General features: G+C 59.5%; 17 protein-coding genes and 4 pseudogenes. 10 read left to right on the forward strand and 11 right to left on the reverse strand.

From position 1 onward, the window contains the following. The 4 genes from AYM40_RS10310 to AYM40_RS10325 all read left to right on the forward strand — a co-directional run bounded on the left by AYM40_RS10310 (position 1) and on the right by AYM40_RS10325 (position 4,180). Entirely contained in the window at positions 1 to 375 is a 375-nt protein-coding gene (locus tag AYM40_RS10310) for a DUF3564 domain-containing protein (protein ID WP_063496138.1), read from the forward strand. A 295-nt stretch (positions 376 to 670) separates the two neighbouring features. After that, the gene (gene acs, locus AYM40_RS10315) at positions 671 to 2,647 is read left to right on the forward strand and encodes an acetate--CoA ligase (protein ID WP_063496139.1); all 1,977 of its coding nucleotides are present in this window, start codon (positions 671 to 673) and stop codon (positions 2,645 to 2,647) included. 134 nt (positions 2,648 to 2,781) lie between these two features. Next, positions 2,782 to 3,387, forward strand: coding sequence for an acetate uptake transporter (locus AYM40_RS10320; RefSeq protein WP_063496140.1), 606 nt, complete (start codon positions 2,782 to 2,784; stop codon positions 3,385 to 3,387). A gap of 49 nt (positions 3,388 to 3,436) precedes the next feature. Further along, complete coding sequence (locus AYM40_RS10325) at positions 3,437 to 4,180, forward strand: YoaK family protein (protein ID WP_063496141.1); 744 nt, start codon at positions 3,437 to 3,439, stop codon at positions 4,178 to 4,180. Positions 4,181 to 4,200: 20 nt separating this feature from the next. Here AYM40_RS10325 and AYM40_RS10330 read toward each other — a convergent pair whose 3' ends face one another. Then, positions 4,201 to 4,677 carry a universal stress protein gene (locus tag AYM40_RS10330; protein ID WP_063497950.1) on the reverse strand — a complete coding sequence of 159 codons (477 nt, stop codon included), beginning with the start codon at positions 4,675 to 4,677 and terminating at the stop codon, positions 4,201 to 4,203. A 473-nt stretch (positions 4,678 to 5,150) separates the two neighbouring features. Here AYM40_RS10330 and AYM40_RS10335 point away from each other — a divergent pair. Then, positions 5,151 to 6,032: pseudogene (locus AYM40_RS10335) on the forward strand (sigma-54-dependent Fis family transcriptional regulator); the annotation flags it as partial. A 2-nt stretch (positions 6,033 to 6,034) separates the two neighbouring features. On the opposite strand, the pseudogene AYM40_RS10340 reads toward AYM40_RS10335, so the two are convergent. From AYM40_RS10340 to AYM40_RS10360, 5 genes and pseudogenes are all read right to left on the reverse strand, one after another. Further along, a pseudogene (locus AYM40_RS10340) lies at positions 6,035 to 7,084 on the reverse strand (Tn3 family transposase); the annotation flags it as partial. Next, the gene (locus AYM40_RS10345; protein WP_063495601.1) at positions 7,081 to 7,896 is read right to left on the reverse strand and encodes an IS5 family transposase; all 816 of its coding nucleotides are present in this window, start codon (positions 7,894 to 7,896) and stop codon (positions 7,081 to 7,083) included. The gene AYM40_RS10345 and the pseudogene AYM40_RS10340, both read right to left, overlap by 4 nt. Then, positions 7,856 to 9,862 (reverse strand): Tn3 family transposase, encoded by a 2,007-nt coding sequence (locus AYM40_RS10350; RefSeq protein WP_063496142.1) that lies wholly within the window; start codon positions 9,860 to 9,862, stop codon positions 7,856 to 7,858. The genes AYM40_RS10345 and AYM40_RS10350 overlap by 41 nt, the downstream gene beginning before the upstream one ends. A 9-nt stretch (positions 9,863 to 9,871) precedes the next feature. Further along, a complete protein-coding gene (locus tag AYM40_RS10355) occupies positions 9,872 to 10,597 on the reverse strand; it encodes a recombinase family protein (RefSeq protein ID WP_236720812.1) in 726 nt (241 codons plus the stop codon). 96 nt (positions 10,598 to 10,693) lie between these two features. Further along, positions 10,694 to 12,037 (reverse strand): PLP-dependent aminotransferase family protein, encoded by a 1,344-nt coding sequence (locus AYM40_RS10360; protein WP_063496144.1) that lies wholly within the window; start codon positions 12,035 to 12,037, stop codon positions 10,694 to 10,696. Between the two features lie 409 nt (positions 12,038 to 12,446). On the opposite strand from AYM40_RS10360, the gene AYM40_RS10370 reads away from it, so the two are divergent. Continuing rightward, a complete protein-coding gene (locus tag AYM40_RS10370) occupies positions 12,447 to 13,466 on the forward strand; it encodes a D-cysteine desulfhydrase family protein (protein WP_063496146.1) in 1,020 nt (339 codons plus the stop codon). A gap of 562 nt (positions 13,467 to 14,028) precedes the next feature. Here AYM40_RS10370 and AYM40_RS10375 read toward each other — a convergent pair. The 3 genes and pseudogenes from AYM40_RS10375 to AYM40_RS10390 form a co-directional block, all read right to left on the reverse strand. Then, a pseudogene (locus tag AYM40_RS10375) lies at positions 14,029 to 15,003 on the reverse strand (IS5 family transposase); the annotation flags it as partial. A 58-nt stretch (positions 15,004 to 15,061) separates the two neighbouring features. Continuing rightward, positions 15,062 to 16,552, reverse strand: coding sequence for a group II intron reverse transcriptase/maturase (ltrA, locus tag AYM40_RS10380; RefSeq protein WP_063497951.1), 1,491 nt, complete (start codon positions 16,550 to 16,552; stop codon positions 15,062 to 15,064). 362 nt (positions 16,553 to 16,914) lie between these two features. Further along, a pseudogene (locus tag AYM40_RS10390) lies at positions 16,915 to 17,178 on the reverse strand (transposase); the annotation flags it as partial. A 437-nt stretch (positions 17,179 to 17,615) separates the two neighbouring features. Here AYM40_RS10390 and AYM40_RS10400 point away from each other — a divergent pair. Next, positions 17,616 to 17,885 carry an FCD domain-containing protein gene (locus AYM40_RS10400; RefSeq protein WP_063496149.1) on the forward strand — a complete coding sequence of 90 codons (270 nt, stop codon included), beginning with the start codon at positions 17,616 to 17,618 and terminating at the stop codon, positions 17,883 to 17,885. Positions 17,886 to 18,452: 567 nt separating this feature from the next. On the opposite strand, the gene AYM40_RS10405 is transcribed toward AYM40_RS10400, so the two are convergent. Both AYM40_RS10405 and AYM40_RS10410 read right to left on the reverse strand, forming a co-directional pair. After that, on the reverse strand, positions 18,453 to 19,247 hold the full coding sequence (locus tag AYM40_RS10405) for an ExeA family protein (protein WP_063496150.1): 795 nt from the start codon (positions 19,245 to 19,247) through the stop codon (positions 18,453 to 18,455). Position 19,248: 1 nt separating this feature from the next. Continuing rightward, entirely contained in the window at positions 19,249 to 19,815 is a 567-nt protein-coding gene (locus AYM40_RS10410) for a Mu transposase C-terminal domain-containing protein (protein WP_063496151.1), read from the reverse strand. 265 nt (positions 19,816 to 20,080) lie between these two features. Between AYM40_RS10410 and AYM40_RS10415 the strand changes: the two genes are divergently transcribed. From AYM40_RS10415 to AYM40_RS10425, 3 genes are read left to right on the forward strand one after another with little or no spacing between them, the layout of a single operon-like run. Continuing rightward, positions 20,081 to 21,232, forward strand: coding sequence for a tyrosine-type recombinase/integrase (locus AYM40_RS10415; RefSeq protein WP_236720813.1), 1,152 nt, complete (start codon positions 20,081 to 20,083; stop codon positions 21,230 to 21,232). After that, complete coding sequence (locus tag AYM40_RS10420; RefSeq protein WP_063496153.1) at positions 21,229 to 22,167, forward strand: tyrosine-type recombinase/integrase; 939 nt, start codon at positions 21,229 to 21,231, stop codon at positions 22,165 to 22,167. Before AYM40_RS10415 ends, AYM40_RS10420 begins: the two co-directional genes overlap by 4 nt. Then, positions 22,160 to 23,155, forward strand: coding sequence for a tyrosine-type recombinase/integrase (locus AYM40_RS10425; RefSeq protein WP_063496154.1), 996 nt, complete (start codon positions 22,160 to 22,162; stop codon positions 23,153 to 23,155). The genes AYM40_RS10420 and AYM40_RS10425 overlap by 8 nt, the downstream gene beginning before the upstream one ends. Positions 23,156 to 23,167: the final 12 nt, after the last annotated feature.

Here is a 23,167-nt window from a genome sequence, read left to right on the forward strand (position 1 = left end):
ATGCGCCTCACCATCCACCTCGACACGTTCGATCGTGTCAATCCGATGGCATTCGCCATCCTGTGGCTCGACAATGAAACACGTCAGTGGTCACGCGAGGGTCATACGGGGCTCGAACTGCCTGAATGGGGCGCGTTGCACGTCGATTGCGGCAACACGCTCGTCTGCGGGCCGCACGATTCGACGCCCTGCTGCGTACTCGAAGGGCTCGATCTGAACGCCACGTCCGGGCCATTCGAGGGCGAAACCGGACGTGCGCAACGGTGCTCGGATGCGGGCAGATCGCTGATGGCGGGCCATTGGCACGTGCAATGTGTCGACCACGAGAACACGGAGCCGGAAGACGGCATCTTTGCCGCCCACGATAACCCGTGAGCGTTGTCGACACTGCCACCAGCATGAAGCGATTCCGTACCGGCGTGACATTCGCGAACAGTCAATGACGAACTCATCATCGCCCCGCCGGAGATATTGCGGCTGATTTGCATCAAGCACCGGCCGCTCTCCCCCTCAGTCCTTCCCTTGATGTGCATCAACCGCACGATCGGCCGCGCGGTCATAGTTGACCTGCACGCACGCATCTGCACCACGGCCATCAAGAGCCTTCCTTCAAGCGACTCGCCGTTTCAGGCCTCGCCCTATCCTTGACTTTCACGTGAGGAGACACCGGATGTCTACCATCGAACTTAATCAACCCAGCACTACGGCGCAACAGATCCCCGCGCTCAAGCACGCAAGCATCGACGGTATGGAGGCTTACCATGCGCTCGTGGCCGAGGCAGAACGCGATCACGAAGGGTTCTGGGCGCGCCTTGCCAGAGAGCATCTCGAGTGGCGCCGGCCCTTCACGAAAGTGCTGAACGATACCAACGCGCCCTTCTATCAATGGTTCGAAGACGGCGAACTCAACGCTTCATACAACTGCCTGGATCGCAACCTCGCCAACGGACTCGCCGGCAAAACGGCCATCGTGTTCGAGGCGGACGATGGCAAGGTCACGCGCGTCACCTATCAGGAGCTCTATCACCGCGTGTGCAGACTCGCCAACGCGCTGCGCGCGCGCGGCGTCAAGAAAGGCGACCGGGTGGTGATTTACATGCCGATGTCGGTGGAAGGCGTCGCAGCCATGCTGGCGTGTGCACGCATCGGCGCGCCGCACTCCGTCGTGTTTGGCGGTTTCTCCGCCAAATCGCTGCATGAACGGATGGTCGATGTCGGCGCGGTGGCCGTGATGACGGCCGACGAACAGGTGCGCGGCGGCAAGACACTGCCGCTCAAGACGATCGTCGACGAAGCCCTTGCGATGGGCGGCGCCGAAGCCGTCAAAACGGTCGTCATCTATCGGCGTACCGGCGGCCGGATCCCCTGGATCGCCGGACGCGACGCGTGGTTGCACGAGCTCGAACGAAACCAACCTGATACCTGCGAGCCGGAATGGGTCAGCGCTGAACATCCGCTATTCGTGTTGTACACATCAGGGTCGACCGGTGCGCCCAAAGGCGTTCAGCACAGCACCGGCGGTTATCTGCTGTGGGCCGCCGTGACGATGAAATGGACCTTCGACATCAAGCCGGCCGATGTCTTCTGGTGTACCGCCGATATCGGCTGGATCACCGGTCACACGTATATCTGCTATGGCCCGACCGCAGTGGGTGCAACCCAGGTCATCTTTGAAGGCGTGCCCACCTATCCGAATGCGGGCCGCTTCTGGGACATGATCCAGCGCCATCAGGTCAGCATCTTCTACACCGCACCCACTGCCATCCGGTCTCTCATCAAGAGTGCCGACGCTGACACCGCCGTGCATCCTGGCAGCTTCGACCTGAGCAGCTTGCGCATTCTCGGCACGGTCGGCGAGCCGATCAACCCGAGTGCATGGAACTGGTACGCCGAACATGTCGGCGGTGGCCGCTGTCCGGTGCTCGACACGTTCTGGCAGACCGAGACAGGCGGCCACATGATCTCGCCGTTGCCAGGCGCTACCCCGCTCGTGCCGGGATCGTGCACGCTGCCGATGCCGGGCATCGATGCGGCGATCGTCGACGAAACCGGCCATGAAGTGGCCAACGGACAAGGCGGCGTGCTCGTTATCCGCAAGCCGTGGCCGTCAATGATCCGCACGATCTGGGGCAATCCTGAGCGCTTTCGCAACGGCTATTACCCCGACGAACTCGGCGGCAAGCTGTACCTCGCCGGCGACGGCGCGATTCGCGACCGGGACACAGGCTATTTCACGATCACCGGTCGTATCGACGACGTGCTGAACGTGTCCGGACACCGCATGGGCACGATGGAAATCGAGTCGGCGCTGGCGGCCAATCCGCTGGTCGCCGAGGCTGCGGTCGTCGGCCGTCCGGATGAAACGTTCGGAGAAGCCATCGTCGCCTTCATTGTTCTGAAAACGGCGCGGCCCATCGGTGCAGAGGCGAAGCGCATAGCGGACGAGTTGCGCGCCTGGGTCGCCAAGGAAATCGGTCCAATCGCAAAACCGAAAGACATCCGGTTCGGCGACGCAATGCCCAAGACGCGCTCCGGCAAGGTCGTGCGCCGGTTGTTGCGCTCAGTCGCGAAAGGCGAAGCGATTTCGCAGGACACGTCGACTGTCGAGAATCCCGCCGTGATTTCCCAGTTCGCCGATTCGATCTGAACGGTCCGGCGCTCCGGCGGCCCGGCGCTCCGGCACTCCGGCGTTCGATTGCGATGTGACCCTTGCGCGGCACTAGTCTTCACGACAGTCGCGCAAGCTATGTCTACTTCTGTTTTTTGCATGAGGAATTCATCATGAATATCAAAGCCCCTAATCCCGCCGCACTCGGCCTCGCCGGTTTTGCCTTGACGACCTGGTTGCTTAGCATGATCAACGCCGGCTGGTTCAGCGGCGATTCGATGGGCATGGTGCTCGCCGTCGCTTTCGCTTATGGCGGCACCGCGCAGGCACTCGCCGGACTCATGGAAATACCGCGCGGCAATACGTTCGGCGCGACGGCCTTTCTGAGCTACGGTGCGTTCTGGTGGTCGCTCGCCCTCTTCGTGCTGTTCCTGCACGGTACCGTCCCTGCGGCGTTCGTCGGCTGGTATCTGTTCCTGTGGGGCATGTTCACGCTTTATATGTGGGTCGCGACATGGCATGCGCCGAGCGCATTGCAACTGGTGTTTCTGTCTCTGTGGATCACGTTCTTCGTGCTGGCAGCGAGCGAATGGACCGGCCTCGTGTGGTTGCACCACGCTGGCGGTTACCTCGGTCTGCTGACGGCGCTGCTGGCTTTCTACCTGTCGGCGGCTGAGATCATCAACGAAACTCATGGGCACACGGTGCTGCCGGTGGGAACCGGCGTTCAGAAGATCGACGTGACCATCACGGTCACCGAGGGACTCCGCGGCGCCTGAAAGCAGGCGGCGGCCATCGCGCCGCCGCTCACACTGATAAAATGCCGGCATGCCGATCAACTATCTTCGAGGATTCACGAAACCCGAGCGCAGCGACGCGGCGAATCTGCGCCTCGGACGATCGCTAGCTTTCGTCGCCGGTGCGGCCAATGCCGGCGGATTCCTCGCTGTGGGGCAGTACACCTCTCACATGTCCGGTATTGTGTCGTCGCTCGCCGACAACCTCGCGCTCGGCGAAATCAATGCGGTCGTTGCGGGATTGAGCGCCCTGTTGTCGTTTCTTTTCGGGGCCGCCACGTCCGCCATCCTGATCAACTGGGGGCGTCGCCGGCAATTGCACAGCCTCTATGCAATGCCGTTGATGCTCGAGGCTACGCTGCTCCTCTGCTTTGGGCTGCTTGGCACCCATCTCGAGACCCATCGCGTCCTTTTCGTACTGGCGACCGTCTGTCTTCTGTGCTATGTGATGGGTTTGCAGAATGCCATGATCACCAAGATCTCAAAAGCGGAGATCCGCACCACGCACGTCACCGGCCTCGTGACGGACATCGGCATCGAACTCGGCAAGTTCTTTTACTGGAACGTTGGCGCAACGAGCGGGAGCGCAGTCCGTGCGGATCGCCAGAAACTGCGCATCCTCGGATCGCTCTTATTGTCGTTCCTCGCAGGCGGCCTGACAGGCGCCGTAGGCTTCAAGCACTTGGGGTTTATCGCGACCATTCCCCTTGCGCTCGTACTGCTTACTCTCGCTGCTGTTCCGGTCGTCGACGATATGCTCACGCAGCGCCGGTAGCGTATTTTTTCGCGATGCCCTTATTTCGCGCCGTTCGACCGGGTTTCAACGATCGCGTCACGAACCAGCAGCACCGGGCAGGTCGAGGACCGAAGAAATCGCTCAGCGACACTCCCTATTGTCATGCGCCGCATTCCGCGACGTCCGTGGGTGCCCATCACGACAAGATCCACGCTGTGCCCCTGTACGTACCGCAGCAAGCAACTCGCGACGTCTTCGCTGATGTTGTCCGTCTCGGCGGTATCGACCTTGCACGCAACGTTGCTCTCAGTCGCCTCCTTATGCGCCTCCGCCAGTATTCGATCGCCTTCAGCGCGTAGTGCCTCGACCATCGCAAACTGGTCGTAATTGGCCGAATAGGCAAACATCGCGAAACGGTCGAGCACGTACACCGCCGTCATCGTTCCGCCAGCCAGCTTTGTCATGCGGATCGCTTCCTTTAGCGCACCCTTCGACGCGTGACTGCCATCCAGTGCCACCAGAATATCTTTGTACATGACCACCCTCTCTGGTAAGTCGATTACGAATTCGCTCGTCATGGCGGATCAACCGCGCTGTCGGCGCAACGTCTGTTCGAGCCGCACTGACTGCGCGCCACGCCCAAGCTGACGGCAGTCACACATTCATCATCTGCGCTTGCCTCACCCGTGAATTGATTTGTATCAATGGCGCACACGCTGTCGCAGGCGTCACTGGCCGCGAACCCGACCTTTCTCGAAGACGGCAACGCATTTCACCAACATTGATTCAAATCAAGCCGCTTAGGCGTATCGGGACGAATATGCGTAATCTCGCATCGCCTGAGCGGCTGCGGCAAACCGGCTAGACCGACCGCCCCGCCAAGGCGCAACCACAAGGGCAATGACACTCTGCCGGCGCGCGATGACCGCCAACCTGGCCCAGGATTTGCTTATTGTTGTACCAGTACGACCCCGGCGAAGCGACCGGGGCTGACCAGCAGGAGGAGACAATGCGCGATGATGTCGGTCACGCCGTAACGCCAATGACGGCTCGTGAGGCCGGCTGGCTCACGCCGTCGATTCAGAAATCCCACGAACGCTCCGAAACTTTCGGCTTGAGCGCCGCGATGCGACCGGACTATGACGTGCTGCCGGCGGCTGAACTCACGTTAAAACTCGAGCAAAGCCGCGTCCTGTGCGCGCATGCCACGCCTGTGATGGAAACGCTGCACGAGCAGATCGTCAACACGCAAAGCATGATCATGCTGACCGACGCCGAAGGACTGATTCTTCACTCGATCGGCGACGATGATTTTCTCCGGCGAGCCGAGAAAGTCGCGCTGCGTCCGGGCGCGAACTGGGCGGAAGACCGGCAAGGCACGAACGCAATCGGCACGGCGCTCGCCGAGCGCTGTCCGACGGTCGTTCATGGCGAACAACACTATCTGGCTGCCAATCGCTTTCTCACCTGCTCCAGCGTGCCGATCCTCGATCCGTACGGCGATCTGATCGGCGTGCTCGACGTGACCGGCGACCATCGCAGCTATCACCAGCACACCTTGGCGCTGGCAAAAATGTCCGTACAGATGATCGAGAATCATCTGTTTACCAATACCTTTCGCGAGACGTTGCAAATTGCCTTTCACGGCAGGCCCGAATTTCTCGGCACCTTGATGGAAGGCATCGCCGCGTTTACCTGCGATGGCCGCTTCCTGTCGGCCAATCGTAGTGCGCAATTCCAACTGGGATTGCCGCTCACCGGTTTGCGCGCGCATACCCTGTCCTCGCTATTCGGCCTCAGCAGCGAGCAACTGATCGACCGTCTGCGCGTCAGCCGGGACCGGCATCTGTCGCTGTACCTGGGGTCGTCTCAAGATTCGGAAATTTGCGCACGTTAAGGATTAGAAGGCCTGACCGCGCGCAGGGGCCGGAAACGTCCCTTCGCAACCCGTTTATTTGTGTGCCAGATATAGTCGCCTGTCAAATTAATGTGCTCCCAGCCCAGCGGTGATATGTGCGGTAGGTGCTTTTCGTCTACCGTGCCGTGCTGTCTCAACGCATCAATCGCTTTCTCCAGATAGACGGTATTCCACAGCGTGATTGCGGCGACGACGAGATTCAACCCACTCGCACGGTAGCGCTGGTTTTCATACGAGCGGTCGCGAATCTCGCCGAGTCGATGAAAAAACACGGCCCGCGCGAGTGAATTGCGTGCTTCCCCCTTGTTCAGTCCGATCTGCACACGCCTGCGCAACGACGGGTCGCGCAACCATTCCAGCATGAACAGCGATCGCTCGATGCGCCCGACTTCGCGCAACGCCACTGCGAGACTATTCTGGCGAGGATAGGCGCCGAGCTTGCGCAATATCAAGGATGCGGTCACCGTCCCCTGTTTGATCGAAGAAGCCAGGCGCAGCACCTCGTTGAACTGCTGTTCAATCAGCTTCTGATTCAAGCTGCCGCCAATTAGGGGTGCCAGTGCTGGCCATTGAGTCGCCGCGCCGGGAACGTATAGCCGCTTGTCGGCCAGATCTCGAATGCGTGGTGCGAACCGGAACCCGAGCAGATGACAGAGCGCGAAGACGTGCTCGGTAAAGCCCGCCGTGTCCGTATAGTGTTCTTCGATCCGCAGGTCAGATTCGTGATACAGCAGACCATCAAGAACGTGGGTCGCATCACGCACGGTTGCGTTGATCACCTTGGTGTGGAACGGGGCGTACTGATCCGAGACATGCGTGTAAAACAGGATGCCTGGCTCGTTGCCGTATTTGGCATTGACCTGACCACCTGCTTCGCCACGGCCGCCGGCCCGATACCTCTGGCCATCCGAAGACGACGTAGTGCCCTCGCCCCAGTATGCAGCGAACGGCATCTGGTGATGGTAGTTGACCAGTTCGGCGAGCGCTTTGCTGTACGTTTCGTCCCGGACGTGCCACGCCACTAGAGGGTGTTAGGCACCTGGACAGCCGGCGCGACATGTACAAGCATGAGCATGGCGAAGACAACAAAGTGCAGGCCGGCTAACGTTTCGGGCAGACGTTCGTAGTCTCGCGCCAGTCGCCGGAACCGGTTGAGCCAGCCGAAACTACGCTCGACAACCCATCGGCGCGGCAGCAGCACGAAGCCCTTCTTTGCCTCTGGCAGTTTGATAATCTGCAGTTCGATGCCTTCGTCATGCGCAGCCTGTCGAGCCGTATCACCGGTATAGCCTTGGTCAGCGAATGCAAGCTTTACCGTCTGACCGGTTGCTTGCTGAACCTGACGGGCAAGCTCGGCTACCTGTGCGCGCTCCTGCTCGTTGGCCGGCGTGATGTGCACCGCCAGCAACAAACCTAACGTGTCGACAGCCATATGGACTTTGCTGCCTCGCTTGCGCTTATGACCGTCGTAACCCGCGCGCGGTCCGCTCTCGCAGGTGGACTGCAGAGTGCGCCCATCCAGAATCACCGCACTGGGCTGGCCCTGACGCTCCTGCGCGACCCGAATTACGGATCGCAGATCACTGACCATTGCCTCGAAGCAGCCCGCGTTCAACCAGCGTTGCGTTTGCTGGTAGACCAACTCCCATGGCGGAAAATTGGTCGGCAGCATACGCCACGACGCACCCGCCCGCGCCATCCAGCGCAACGCATTGAACATCTCGCGCAGTTCATACCGCCGCTGTGGAGCATCTTCATTCATCAACGTTAGATAGGGAGCGGCAAAGCTCCACTCTTCATCCGAGACATCTGTCGGGTATGGCTTGCGTTCTGTCATTCCGCCAGGGTACCAGGTCTGGCGAAAAGTGCCTAACACCCTCTAGCCAGGACAGCTTCGCCATGCTGGTACCGGGACAGGCCTCGGCCATCTTGGTGATTCCGAGATTCAATGCGTCGCCGAGTACGGCGGTCAGCAGCAGCGCTCCATCCTTGGGCGGTTCGCCGGTCTTCAGGTGATTGAAATGTTGCGAAAAATTCGTCCAGCGATCCACTTCAAGGAGGAGATCGGTGATCTTGATGTGCGGCAAAATCGCGTATGCCCGTTCCCTCAAGGCCTCTGCCTCATCGGGAACGTCCGCGTCGAGTGGGGAGATCTTCAGTCCATCGGCTTTCAGTATTGCATCTGGCAGTTGATCGGCCTCGGCCAGGCGGTTCACCTCGTCGAGTGCGGTGCGCAAGCGCTCCAACCGCTCGGCGAGATAGGCTTGTGGGGTATCAGCGACGGGTACCGCCAGCGTGCCCGTCTCGCGTTGCCCATCAAACGTGGAACGTGGCATGAGGTAAGCATCGAAGTCCTTGAACTGACGGCTGCCGGCAACCGATACGTCACCCGCACGTAAGCTGTTCTTCAGTTCAGCCACCGCACATAACTCATAGAATTTCCGGTCGATGCCGCCGTCAACGAACACGAGCGGTTGCCAGCGCTTCCGAACAAAGCCAATCGGTGCGTCTGCTGGCACCTTACGGGCCGATGTGCGGTTCAATGTTCGCAGGGTCTGGATGGCATCAATCACGCCCTGTGCGGCGGGTGCAGCGCTGAACTCGAAGGTGTCGAGAAACGCCGGTGCATAACGGCGCAGCTGCTGATAGTGTTGGCCGACCAGCACGAGATGGTCGAAATCCTCGGTACGCGCCAACCTCTGCGCGTCCTTCACCGTCTCGGCAAACTGATCCCAGGGCATGATGGCTTCGATCGCGACGAACGGATCGGTACCCGACGTCTTTGCGTCGACCAATGCGCCGCCGATGCGCGCGTAGAGTCTGACCTTGTCGTTGATCGCCTTGCCGGCGGCGGCGAATTCCCGTTCGTGCCGATGTTTAGCCTTCGTAAAAAACGAACCAATCAGCCGGTCAAGAAGATCAAGCGTTTCATCGATTAGTGTGGCGGCAGTATCCAGCAGGATGGCTACGAGCGTCGCGTGACGACGATCAGGCTCATATTCTTCAAGTTGGTAGACCGCCGTCTGTGCACCTTCCCGAGCCAGGCGAATCAATCGGTTCTGGTGCACATCGCAGCCTAGATCGATCGGCAAAGCGATTGCGCGGATGGCCTGCAATCGCTCGATGTGGGCCAGCACTGCTTTGGCGGAGGGCGCACCGGGCGACTGCCGGATCCAGGTCAGCGTGCTGACTCGGCGACCTTCGCGAAGCAACAATAGACTATCGAGGGCCTTGCGTTGTCGTGCCGCGAGAGGATCAGTCAGCAGACGGTACACCTGGCGTTGCGCGCGTGTTGCCACCTCGGCGCAGAGCCGTTCAATGGTTGCGACGGGTGGCAGCACGATGTGCCGGCGGCGCAGTTCATCGACGACGGCCTGCGCGAGCGCCATCCCCTGAGTGGTTTGTAATGCGATTGGCAGGAGCCAGTCGGCCACTGCACGATAGTGGGTTCTATCGAATTGTGAGAGTTGGAGCCAGTCGATGAGTTCCTGCAGGTGTTCACGCCGCGTCTGGTCGCGCTCGGCGTAAATGTCCCAGATGGAAGCAGAAAGCTTCAGCTGCACAGCCACCATGCCGAGCAACGGCGGATACGGCCGTTCACCCTCTGCCAAAACGCGGCCCGGGAAACGCAGGTAGCCAATTTGAACCGCTACCCCGAGTCGGTTATGGTCGCCTCGATGCTGCCGCACGAAAGCGAGGTCCGATTTCGACAGGCTGTAGTGCCGGATCAATTCGCCTTCATCGGCTGGAAAGGCAAGCAGTTGCGCGCGCTGGGCAGAGGTGAGCAGTTCCCGGCGCGGCATTGCATGCCTCTATGATTTCGTCGTCGCCGACCCGGTACGGGTCTGGGCAAGTAGCCGCGAAATTGTCGCAGGACGGACGTTGAACAGGCGCGCGGCATCGGCCGCGGTCTTCTTCCCGGTCGTCACCATGCGTACGATCTCCTGTTGCTGTTGCGGCCGCAGCTTCGGACGGCGGCCGCCAATTCGGCCTTCGTTGCGCGCGGACTCCAGCCCGGCCTTGGTGCGTTCGCGTAGCATCGCACGCTCGAATTCCGCAAACGCGCCGACCATTTGCATCATCATCCGGCCAGCCGGAGTGGTGGTGTCAACGGCTTCGGTCAAGCTACGAAAGCCAGCCTTCGCATCCTGGACTTGCTCCATGAGAGCCAGCACGTCGCGTAACGAGCGCGAAAGTCGGTCGAGCTTCCAGACGACTAGCACATCTCCTGATCGTAAATGGTCGAGCAGCTTATGCAGCTCTGGCCGGTCCCATCGACCGCCGGATGCTTTCTCGTGAAAGATGCGTTCGCAGGCAGCCGCCTTGAGGGCGGCCGCCTGGGCGGCCGTTTCCTGGTCGTGGGTCGAAACCCGTGCATATCCGATCAACATAATTGCATAAACCTGTTGCCAAGCACTTGTGTATTGCAATACGTTTGTGCAACCCGCCGCAGCACTTCGCGTCTTGAGATCTGTATTGTTGCACAAACGTTCGTTTGCGCAATCCCCATTCAGCGCCAAAGGGGCGGGTTCGGCCACGAGCGGCCAATCGACATCATTGCTTAGCTCGTCGACAATCGGCCCGGGTGGGGTTCCCCTGGGTAAAGATTGATGCCGGCAGAAATAGACCTCCGGCTAGAGGCTTAACGTCTCAGCCACTATTTGAAGCCCAATTTCGAGTTGCTGAATGGTTGCGGGAGCTGCCGTTGCGATTCTTACCGTACGGCTCACCGACGCGTTTGAAGTCTCAAACGCTGCCAAAGGTGTGATGTTCACGCCTCGTTGTGCCAACGCGAAGACGAGATCATCTGGTCTCCAGTGTTTCGGAAGGTCAAGTAACAGATGGAAGCTACCGGGGTGGGCTGTGATGGGCCACGACCCGAGAATCCTTCTCGCGAGATTCTGGCGCAACGTAGCTTCTTTGCGTTTCGCTGCGATCCAGCTTCCAAGTGTACCGTCCCGCATCCAGGAGGTGGCAAGTGCAACCGCAATGGCGCTTGCAGACCACATCGTGGCGCGAAGCCCCTCATGAAGCCGTTGTCGAACCCGTTCAGGTGCGACGATGTAGCCCACTCGCAGTCCGGGTGCGGCACTTTTCGACAGGCTATGAATTTCGATCACGCGATCCGGCGCCAGACTACGGAGCGACGGTGGAGGCGAAGCTTCGAGAAAGCCGTATACGCTGTCATCAACCACTAGCAAGTCGTGGCGTCGTGCAACCTTGATTAATGCGAGCCTTCGCTCAAGCGGCATCACTGCCCCTGTGGGATTGTGAACCGTTGGTATCGTGTAGACCATGCGGACCCGGCCTGCATGCTTCCGGCAGACAACATCAAGCGACTCCGGCACGATTCCAGCATCGTCGATTTGCACGCCGACCAACGGAATGCCCAACAGCTTCGCTGCACTCATGAACCCGGGGTAAGTCAGGGATTCGACGGCGACCAGGTCACGACCAGTGACTAGCGTTGCCAAGACAACGCTAAGAGCATGCTGACTGCCTCCGCAAACCATAATGTCCGCAGTGTCGATTCGGTCGCTGCCGGTGGAAAACCAGTTTGCCGCCGCCTCTCTGTCCTCGCGACGCCCCGGGTGAGGGTGATAGTCGAGAAGAGTCGACAGATCCCCCTTATCTGACAAATTGCGCAGCGCATGGCGCAACTGCGCCGCCTGCTCAGGCAGGACAGGGTAATTGAACGCCAAATCGATTAAATCGGGTTCGCGTTCACGAGTTTGTGCGAAATCAGCCGCGACCTGCGTTTCGAGCGAGCGGACGAAGGTGCCTCGGCCTACTTCGCCAACCGCCAGACCACGCTCAATGAGCGTTCGATAAACCCGCGCAACGGTCGCGGCGGCGATGCCGTGTTCGTCGGCATAGTCCCGATGTGGCATCAGACGGCTGCCAGCGACGAGAGAACCATCCTGGATGAGCGACGCAAGTCTTTCGACGTGTTCCCGGTATCGAGCAGGGGCAGCCATGTATTCCTAGATTGATATTAGTTCAATTTAATCATTGCACTAAAAATCGCGAATGGCAATACTCTCTCCCTTGATCATCAACAACGAACCCATGCGCGCTCCTGCACTCCCCCTCACCACGAAGCACGGCGTGTGGCCTGTCCGGGTGGTGGCATTTACGCTTTTCCTTATCACCGGCGCAGTCAATCTGCAGGCGCCTCTTTATGCCACTTACGCGCGGGCCAGTCACATGGGTAGGCACATGGCTTAACCGAAGGCTTCAGCCATTTCGTTACCTCCATAGTTACTCCGGTTGCTTCCGGCAGGAGCGGTTGCGAGGCAGGTCGGTACCTTTGCGCGGCGCACGCTAAATTCGACTGCTCGACATTGCTGAGCATATCGGCTACGTAATTCAACAATCTGCGAAATCATGATCACTGCATCAGTACCCAAGGTCGACCTCTCAAAGTTTCCGCGTCGTGCCCTTCTGGAGGGACCGACTCCAATTCAGCATCTTCCCCGCCTGAGTGCTCATCTTGGTGGCGTGAACGTTTTCGTCAAGAGGGAGGATCTGAACGGTCTCGGTGGTGGCGGCAACAAGTTGAGAAAGCTTGAATTCTTGATCGGAGAAGCATTGGCTGTCGGTGCAGACACGATCATTACCGTAGGTGCCCGGCAGTCGAATCACGCTCGGCTGACGGCCGCCGCAGCGGCGCGCGTCGGTCTCAAATGCGAACTTGTCCTGACAAGGGCAGTGCCGCGCTTCGATGCCGACTATCTGGACAACGGCAACATTTTGCTTGATGACTTATTCGCTGCTCGCGTGCATGACCTTCCCGGTTCCGCCAATTCTCTGCAATTCGCCGAAGAGCGCGCGAATGAGCTGCGTGCGCAAGGCCGGAACGTCTACGTGTGCCCGCTTGGTGGCTCAAGTGCCATTGGCTGCTTGGGATATGCAGATTGTGCGGCCGAAATCATGGCTCAATCGAGTGCCGCGGATTTGTCCTTTGATCGTATCGTAGTGCCCAACGGAAGCAGCGGAATGCACGCTGGACTCGTCGCTGGTTTTGTTGCTCTCGGTTTGGATCCGTCGTTCGTTACGGGGTTCACCGTGTATGGAAATGCTGAGCAGGCTTACTCCATCACACTCGATAAAGCCAATCAAACAGCTCGCCTCATCGATCCAAATCTGCGAGTGAACGGTAATGCGATTTCGATCAATGAAGGGCAACTCGGGCCCGGCTACGGAATTCCAACCGACAGTATGCGTGCGGCTGTTCGCCTGCTTGCATCGACGGAAGGTCTCCTGCTTGATCCGGTATATAGCGGAAAGGCGTTTGCGGGGCTCGTGGAAAGCGCCACTTCCAGAAAATATCTTGCGGGGCAAAATATTTTGTTCGTAATGACTGGTGGCCTTCCCGGGTTGTTCGCTTACCGAAGCGAGTTCTAGCGCCTCATTTTGATCAGGAAGTTGAACGGCCGCTTTGGATCGATCTGAAGGTCTCTTGTGGGTTGCGGATTCAACCGCAGGACGCAAACGCTTATCGTGCGCAAATTTCCGAATCTTGAGACGACCCCAACAAGCACGCGCGCATCCTGTGGGCGATTCTGGCCAAGGGCGAGCGCTTCGATCCCTCGTATGTCTCCACTCCCTCAACACTGAGGCCAGCCACGGTAGGACAACAGCACGAACAGGTAAATTCGTAGCGTCACCTAAAAGTGTGACTTCGTAACCCAGGACGCAAAGGCAAGGATAGCGACAGGTCAGACCGGCAGCGGGCGAACTCGAACAACCTTCAGGCGCTACATCGCATGTATTCGCCGTCATCCGGATGGAGTCCTGCTGCGCGGTTACTATCCGGGCCCGGGCACCCGCAACGATGGTGCTCAACAAGGCCGCTTATAGGTGTGCAGTCTGTCTCGCCGCTGAATGCCGAATGTGTCCCCGATGACATGGGAATCGAATGGATGAATGGATAAATCAACCCCAGCTTGCAAAAAAGGGAAAGTCCTTATAGGAGGTTGTGGCCCGCGCCGCACAGCACCGCGTGCATCGCATCGCCGAGCGCCCCTTTGAGCCAATTTCTGTCGAGTTTTCCGTCGGTCTTCATGTGACCGATGGCTGGCTCGATCGCGCTGCGCCGCCTGATCATCGCGCGTAGTCCGCGTGTGATGCCCCGCCGCAAGCCCGGGTGGTAGATCTTCACGCCGTCGATCGCGACACCCTTGTAGCCGCGATCCACAATCGCCACCTCTGGCGTCGTGTCGCTCAGGATTGCCGCCTGCTCCAGCGCTTCAGCCAGCGTATGACCGTCGTACGGATTGCCCGGCATCGAGCGCATGCCAACTACCAGTCCTTCCTTGTGGGTCGTCGTGATCGACACTTTCACGCCGAACTCGTAAGGGGTGCGTGCCTTGCCTTTGGCCAGACATTCGACTTCCGGCGCATGCAGCGCGTACAGCTTGTTCTTGTCCTTTGGCTTTTGCGACAGAATCCGCTTCGTGCTCGCGATCAGTTCCAGCAACACAGTACGACCTGAGTCTGCCACCTGAGCGACCTGTCGCTCAACATCGCGCATGACACGGCCAACGCGCGAACGCAGCGTGCGCAATGCCTTCCTCATGCGCTTGTACTGCTTCGCGTGAGCGTAGCGGCCAATCTGCAGCCCCAGACGCGGCGCCTCGCGGTTGTAGTTCTGCCGCAGCTTCAGGCCATGCCGTGCCGCGGCCTTCACCAGATGTTCGCGACACCGCTCGAGCAAGCGCGAATCGGTTGGATGGGCAATCGCCTTCTCCATGACGGTCGTATCTACAATCACGCGCTTCACGCTCGATGCCTTGATCACGCCGGCACGTTTGGCCGCTTCGATCGTCTCGGCCAGCAACTCTTCAACGCCGGCCTCACCCAGTCGCTTGCGCCAGCGTGTCAGGCTCGACGGGTCGATCGGCGGTTCGGTCTGCAAATAGGTCTCGCCGGTGAACACCTGATCGCGGTAGGAATACCGGTTACCCGATACCCCCCGCACAGATCCGAACGTGCCCAATTTAGGCATTCGGCTCCCACCTCGGGTGATTGACGGCAAATCGGCGATCCGGCCATGCATGAAGAATCTGCGGTTGGGGTAGCCACTCGTCTGCCAGACGCTGGATACGCTGCCACGTCATCGTGTCCTTCTGGCTGCGCCGCCGAAGCGTCCGCCGCCAGATATTCATGATGCCGTGTCTGAACGCATGTAGCGCCCGGATGTTGGTCGGGACCGCATGGTACGCAAAGTAGCCCCGAACGATCTGCGCCAGCCAGCGCCCTTGTGAGGCGATTGGCTCGTGCATCCGGCGGTGCATCTGCTCTTTAACCTGCTTGAGCTTCGCGCGCAGCCGATCCTTGCGGCTCTTTCGTTTAAGCTGGAAAGCACCGTTGCGTGACCTGCCGCTTATGTGGGTGAAACCCAGATAAGCAAACGTCTCCGGCCTCTCCATACCCTTACGCCTTCGCCGCTCGGCGGCATACCGACCAAACTCCAGCAGACGGGTCTTCTCCGGGTGCAGCGTGAGATCGAATTCCTCCATGCGCTGCCGCAGGTCCTTCATCAGCAACAACGCATCTGCTTCGTACTGGAAGCCCACCACCGTATCGTCCGCGTAACGCGACACAATGACCGTGCCACGTGCCCGCTGACGCCGCCATTTCTCTATCCACAGATCAAACACATAGTGCAGGTAGATATTGGCGAGTAGTGGGGAGATCACCGAACCCTGGGGTGTACCGGCTTGTACCGACATCAGCCGGCCATCATCCAGCACCCCGGCATCGAGCCATTTACCGATCAGGCGAATGACTCTCGGGTCCGCCACCCGATGCTTCACGAAACGGATCAGCCATTGCCGGTTGACGGTGTCGAAAAAGCTTCGGATGTCGGCATCCAGAATCCAGTTCACAGGCCGCCACTGAATCGCTGCAGCCAATGCATCGAGCGCATCGTGCTGGTTGCGACCCGGACGGAATCCGTACGAGAAGCCGAGGAAGTCTTCCTCATAAATGGCGTTCAGAACATCAACCATTACGCTCTGCACAAGCTTGTCTTCCAGTGCGGCCACACCCAACGGTCTGAGGCCTCCATCGCCCTTGGGTATGTAACGTCGCAACACTGGCAGGGCACGGTAGCTCCCTGTGTGAACCCGCCTGTGCAGATCCCGGAGATTGCTCCCCAGTCCTGCTTCGTAGCTTTGCCACGTCACTCCGTCGACACCGGGCGTCGCCTTGCGTTTAAGCGCATAGAACGCATCGCTCAAACGCTCGACCGTGACGTGGTGTAGCAACGTCGTGAAGCGCATCTTCTTATGCTGCTTCGCCAACTGCCGTACGCGCTCCAGCCCCTGTGACACGCTTCCCCGGTTCTGCGCCCGGCGCGTGCGAGTCTGGTTCGCGTTCCCTTCGGTCCCCGCCCTTGGCTCCACCCGCTCCGCAGCCGGTTTCCCAGCCTTGTTCGCAGGCTTCGTCGCTACTATGGCGGAGTCTGACTTCTCACGTCCGTACATCATCGGCTTCGGCTCCTCACCTTCCCGATGCGGGCCTGGCCAATGCTACTGAGCCAGGTCAGACGTGAGATCTCCCGGTTCCCGCGCAAGGCGCTTGCGTGCATGCCAGGTTCTACGACCACGCCGGATCGGCAGGCACTCGCGATGTCGCGCCCGCTCGTATTGCCTTCCACGTACTGGAGCGCGTCGGCATCCGGGATATAAACCATTTCGTGGCTCCATGGCTGGCCTGCACATTCCCCTGCCGACGCTTCGCTGACCTCCTCACGGATGCCCGCGCACGGCTCGGGGGCGATGTGGCTCGCTATGCCTTCATCGTAGTGGACTCTCACCACCTACACCTTGCCGGTCTCCCGGCGCACCCAATACGGGTTCTCCACCCATTGCCAGACGACCTCTTCGTCTGACAGATCGAACGCGTGCTGCAAATACAGCAGCCCCGCAATCAGGCGCGGCGCGCTCGCCGGTCGACCCTTGCCCGACACGAAGCTCTCGCTCATCGATGCGCCCAATCGCTCCCAGTTGATCAGGTCGGCCAAACCGACCAACGGGTGCTTCAGGTTGATCTGTTCGCGCAGCGGTTGCCGGAAGAAATCTCCCTCCGTCACAGGCGTCTTCGGACCCATCTGCACCTCGTCAAGAATTGCAGGTTTCACGCATTAATATGCCAGGTCCCTGCAATTCCCACAACCTCATTTCGGACTCAAAGCCTCACCCCGCAAGGCTTTTAAGATTGTTCAGGTCCGACTAAGTCCGGCCACGCGGAACAGCGCTATCGCTGAAGTTCTCGGCGAATTTCGCGAACTGCACGGCGAACGGGAAGAAACACTCTTTCAAAAACTGCTTGCAGAGGATCTGCAACGTCGAGGCAAACCGGACGCCGCTTCGGCAGTGCTCGCCTTCAAATTCCTCAGCCCGTGAGCGTGGCCAGCCTGTCTCCACTGAACGTCTATAGCTGCTGTCGTTGGCCTCGGTAGAGCACTCACGAATATTGCTGGCGACAGAGAAGCGCGTACCTTGTTCAGCCCCCTACAACAGTACCATCGGGATCGCGTTCGGGGCGTTGCGCGAAAGTCCGCCTGGTGAACCCGGTTTTCTGGCCGCCCGCGAACAGTTCTCGACGCGCATCCTCGCGGCCAGCGGCAATCCCCTGTTCTCGCAGATGGCGCCGCTCGTGTGCGGCGCACTCGCCGTGTCCGGGAGGCCGGCGCTGCAACGCAAACAGGACTGGCCGCAGACCACCAGCCTGTACGAGCGGCTCGCCGACGTGACCAGGCGGGCGGAAGCCAACGAAACGCAGGCCGCTGCGCTCGCGCTGATCGACCACACCTGACCCTGGTAACGACGGTTGACCGGGTTCTCACGAGCGATGCCGCGTTTACGCAGCCGGTGCGTCGCGCTTCCTCCGTGCTTCCGTGCAGCGCCGGTTCACGCTCAGGCAGAGCGCGCGATCAACGAACAGCCGGCGCGCCTCGATCACACCGTACCGGGTGCACAGAATGCCCTCGATCGCCTGCCAGTCGGCATAGCGACCGCTGTCAGCCAGGCTGTATGCAGCCTGCCGTATGCTTGCACGCCGGCCATTTGTTACGTCCCGGCCTAAATTAGGGTTGTCGTCGCGAGCTATGTGGCGTGAGATTGCGAGGGGCGTCGCGCACTAAATGAGGAATGGAATGGGCCTCGTTTAGTGCGCGACGGCGGCGCTAGATTGGAGGGTCGGTTTTACGGCGCCAAGGTTGATCGGGATCCATTGTCTCGCGATAGCGTTTGTCGGAGTCGCGACGCAGTTCGTGCTCGTATCGTTGTTCGCATACAAGGGCGAGGCGGTAGAGGAAGTCGGTCAGAGCACGAGCACAAGAATCAGGGATACCATGGGGGAATAGCGTGTCAAACTCGGGCGTCATTTCAACTCCTCGATCGCCTGTTGTAGCAGCTCGTCGGGTAGATGGTTCAGTCCTTTGGGCACGGCCATCTGCATAGAGGTGCGCAGAATCCGCCCCGCTTGCCGGGGCAAGCCGCGAGAGGCCTGGCGAAGTAACTCCAGGCCAGATTCGGCCAGCAACGTATGACTGCAGCCGGCGCTCTTCAATGCGTGTTGGATGAACAGGGCGAAGCGCTCGCGTTCGATCACGGGTTTGAGTTGAACGCGTGCCTGGATACGTCCATATAAAGCTGCGTACGGCGCACGCTCGAGCGTTTGGCCCAGACTCGGATGGCCTGCGAGCCAGACAGTGAGCAGGTCGCGCGAATCGAAGGCGAAGTTCAGGAAGGCCGGGAAGTCGCGGAAGAATTCGAGGGGCAGGTTCTGCGCTTCGTCGATAATCCACACGGGCAACAACTGTTTGCTCTCGACGAGCTCCAGGATGCGCAGCTTCAGATCCCGCCACAGGTCGGCACGCCGATAGGCGGGCTCCAGACCCAGCGCCCGAGCTAGGCTGCGGTACAGATCGATGCGCCCGAACTCGGTTTCAGCCAGATAGATGACCTGGTAGCGATGGGGATTCAAGGCCAGTGCTGCGTGGCGTAACGCGGCAGTCTTGCCCACACCGGGCTCGCCCGTGAGCAAGCCAATACCGGGACTGTGCAGTAGCCACTGGAAGCGCTCGTTGAATTGCGCCAAGGCGCCGTCGTCCCACAACTCACTATGTTCTTTGGAAAGCGGCGCGCAACGTAGACCGAAGTGTTGTCGATACATGTCACAGCTCCCGGGCGTAGTGACGTTGATAGGCAAGCTCGATAAGATTGGGACCGTGCGCTGCGTTCTCGATCGGCGCGTCGTGTCCTGTCACGGCCGGCTCGACGGTCTCAGGCTGAGATTTGCGCCGCTTGCGTGTGCGATTGCCGACAGCGTCGAGCAGGGTTGCGGCGCCCAAGGGCTCGCCCGCCTCACTTTCTACGCCCTTGACGGTTCCCGTATGGGGATCCACCACGAGCAACACGGTCTTGCCGACCAGCTCGTATGGCACTTCGAAGCGCTTGCCCTGAAATGACACGGTGCCGTCGCGGCGCACGTAGCGCTCGATACGGTGCAGGAACAGTTCGTCCAGTTGTGCGGCGCGTGCGCCGAGTGTGCCGATACGGGGTAGGTCCTGCTGATAGCGGGCGAGCGGCGTCTGGTTACACAGGCCGCTGTGTTCGGTGCGATGGTAAATCTGTTCGACCCAAGCCCACAGGCGCGCGTTGAGGTCCGCCAGATCATGGACGTGCGTGGTGTCGAGCTCGCTCAGGAATTGAGCCCGTAAGCTGCGATGCCAGCGCTCCAACTTGCCCTTGCCCTCGATATGGACTCGAGTCCATATCGAGGGTTATGTGCCGGCCAAATATATGTCGCGGCGGATGATGAAGGGCAGACCTGAAGCGGTGAATGGCCAGAACTATGCGACATATTAAATTGGTTCGATACTGGTAAGCCCCCGTTTCAAAGGACGGCACGCCATGTTGGAAACCCTATTCACTCGCCCTTGTAGTCTGGCTCGACACTGCTCCAACCCGTTCGCCGCATCTATAGATCAGTATCTTGAGCATTGCTTGGAGCAAGGCTATACACGGTCGTCATTGAGGAAGATCGCCTGGGTGTTGATGGCCTTTTCGCAAAGCCTTGACCTGTCTCGAACGAGCCGGATTACCCGTCAGGAGATCGCGTTTGCGGTAGATCGCCGCGCTCGTTTTGCCCGGCGACCTGAGCACGCCCAGGATTCGAGAAGCTCACGACTGTTGTTCATCCATATCGCGACCGCGTGGCTGCGTTTTCTCGGCTATCTGGAGGAGGATATAGTCGAGCCGCGGCCATTCGCACACCTGGTCGATGATTTCGTAAATTTCATGGCCGAAGAGCAAGGCCTGACCGCCGCGACAGTAGCGTTTCGTCGTGAACAGGTCACGCATTTCCTGGACATGACCTGGCCCGCAAGTGGCTCTCTGAATACGATCTCGATTCAGGACGTCAATGCCTATCTTGCCCGGCAAGGCAATCACGGCTGGAGCAGAGTGTCGCTGCATACACTCGCGGACGCATTGCGCAGTTTTTTCCGCTATGCGCAGGCCCAGGGATGGACCAGCAACATCGCGGCGGCCATCATGACGCCGCGTATCTATGCCCACGAAGCTTTGCCCCTCGGGCCACGCTGGGACGAGGTGCAACAACTCATTGAGTGTTTCACCGGTAACAGTGCAGCAGACCTTCGCGATCGGGCTATCGTACTGTTGCTCGCAGTCTACGGACTGCGTCGTGGCGAGGTTGCCCGACTTCGCCTGGAGGATCTGGACTGGGCCGGTGAGAAGCTCTATGTGACGCGCCCAAAGCAACGCTGCACGCAACAGTACCCCCTGGATTCGGTCGTTGGCGACGCGATCATCCGGTACTTGAAGGAAGCGCGGCCACGATGCGTTCATCGCCAGCTGTTTCTGAGTCTTGACGCGCCCATTCGCCCCCTTTTGCCGGCCTGCATTAGTCCCATTGTGCGTTCGCGCCTGGCCGCTCTCGGCATCCACCCCCCACGGCGTGGCGCCCATTGCCTGAGACATGCCTGTGCCCGGCAGCTGTTGGCTGGAGGCTTCTCCCTCAAGCAAATCGGTGACCATCTCGGTCATCGTAGCGCCGCAGCGACCAGAGAGTACGTCAAGGTCGACCTCGACGGTTTGCGGCAAGTGGCCGAACTCAATCTGGAGGCGCTGTTATGAAACTCTCCGATCTTGCGCACGAGTATGTGGCGTACAAACGCGCGCTGGGCATGCGTTTCGATACCGAAGCAGAGACACTGGCTGCGTTCTGCCGGCGTGTCGGTGATGTAGCGTTGGTCGAGGTCACCGCGGATCAAGTAAGGAGCTATCTTGATGGCCGCCTGCCCACATCCAGCTACTGGGAGCGCAAACACACGGTGCTCAACGGCCTGTTTCGATTTGCCATGCAGTGCGACTACATCAAGATTTCGCCGGTTCCTTGCCGCCATCCGCAAATTCCGCCCCCTCTGATTCCCTACATCTATTCGCAGGAGGAGTTAAAGCGCCTGCTGGATGCAACACCAGCTGTGTGCGGCCCGCAAGTTCCAATGGAGGCGTTTGTATTCCGCACTCTAATCCTGTTGTTATATGCAGCCTGCCTTCGACTCGGCGAAGCGCTGCGACTTACGATGAACGACGTCGATCTCGATCAGGCCGTTCTTTGTGTTCGAGAGACCAAATTTTACAAGACGAGGATGGTCCCTCTTGGCAGAGATTTGAGCACGGCGTTGCGCCATTATGTCCAGCAACGCAATCTGGTTCATGCGCACGATCCGGAGTCACCATTCTTTTGTTTTCGCGATGATCGTCCCTTGAGCCAATCAGCAGTACGAAGCGCTTTCCGGCGACTGCGTGCGCTCGCCCGTGTCAGTCGCCACGATGGTGCCCGCTATCAGCCACGGATTCATGATCTTCGGCACAGCGGCACGGTGCATCGACTAGTGGCCTGGTATCGCAGCGGCTCGGATCTACAGCGGCTTTTGCCCCAGCTTGCAACGTACCTCGGCCATATCGATCTCTCTGCCACGCAACGCTATCTCACGATGACCCCGGAACTTTTGCGCGAAGCAAGCCTTCGCTTCGAGCGGTATGCCAAGGAGCCCCGTCATGAATGACACAATTTTGCTCGGACCTTGGGTCCGGCGTTTCCTGCTCGAACACTTGGTCGCTGAGCGCAATCTCGCCGTGAATACCAGAAAGAGCTATCGTGACATGCTCACGCTGTTACTTCCCTATGTAGCCGGAAAGGTCGAGAAGCCAATCGATCGTCTGACGGTCACCGATCTATCGGCGCAAATCGTGCGTCTGTTTCTGACTCACGTGGAGCAGCAGCGCGGTTGCACGGTCGCGACGCGCAATCAGCGCCTGGGTGGTATTCACGCATTGGCGCGATTCATCGGCGAGCATAGCCCCGAGCATATCGAGTGGTGCGGCCAGATTTGTTTGATTCCTTTCAAAAAGGCCAGCCAGCCCTCGATTACCTATCTGGACAGGCAGGAAATGGATGCGCTTCTTGCTGCACATGACGAGCATAGCGCGCAAGGGCGGCGTGAACAGGGTTTGCTACTATTTCTCTACAATTCTGGCGCGCGGGCCAGTGAGGCCGCGCAGGTCAAGATCAAAGATATCGATTGGCACGCGGAGTGCGTCCGCATTGTCGGCAAAGGAAACAAGCAGCGCCGCTGCCCGCTCTGGACCGACACCCTCGATCAATTGCGTGTCTTGGCGGGCGAACGAGACGGGTCAGAGCCGGTATTCCTCAACCGCTGCGATCGACCGATGACCCGATCAGGCATCCATACGTTGGTAAAACGCTGTGCCGGCCACGCTGGTGATCGCATGCCATCACTCAAAGACAAGAAAGTGGGACCCCACGTGATTCGCCACAGTACTGCTTCCCATTTGCTGCAGTCGGGTGTCGACATCAACACCATTCGGGCCTGGCTTGGACATGTCTCGCTGACCACCACGAATGTCTATGCCGAAATCAATCTGGAGACCAAGGCTCGCGCATTGGCAACGTGCGCAGTATCCGGGACGATGAAGGCAAGAAAGCGCTGGCGCGACCAGCCCGACCTGTTGGAGTTCCTGCGCACGCTGTAACCCAAAAATTAT

Source organism: Paraburkholderia phytofirmans OLGA172 (genome assembly GCF_001634365.1).
In the GTDB taxonomy this organism is placed as follows: domain Bacteria; phylum Pseudomonadota; class Gammaproteobacteria; order Burkholderiales; family Burkholderiaceae; genus Paraburkholderia.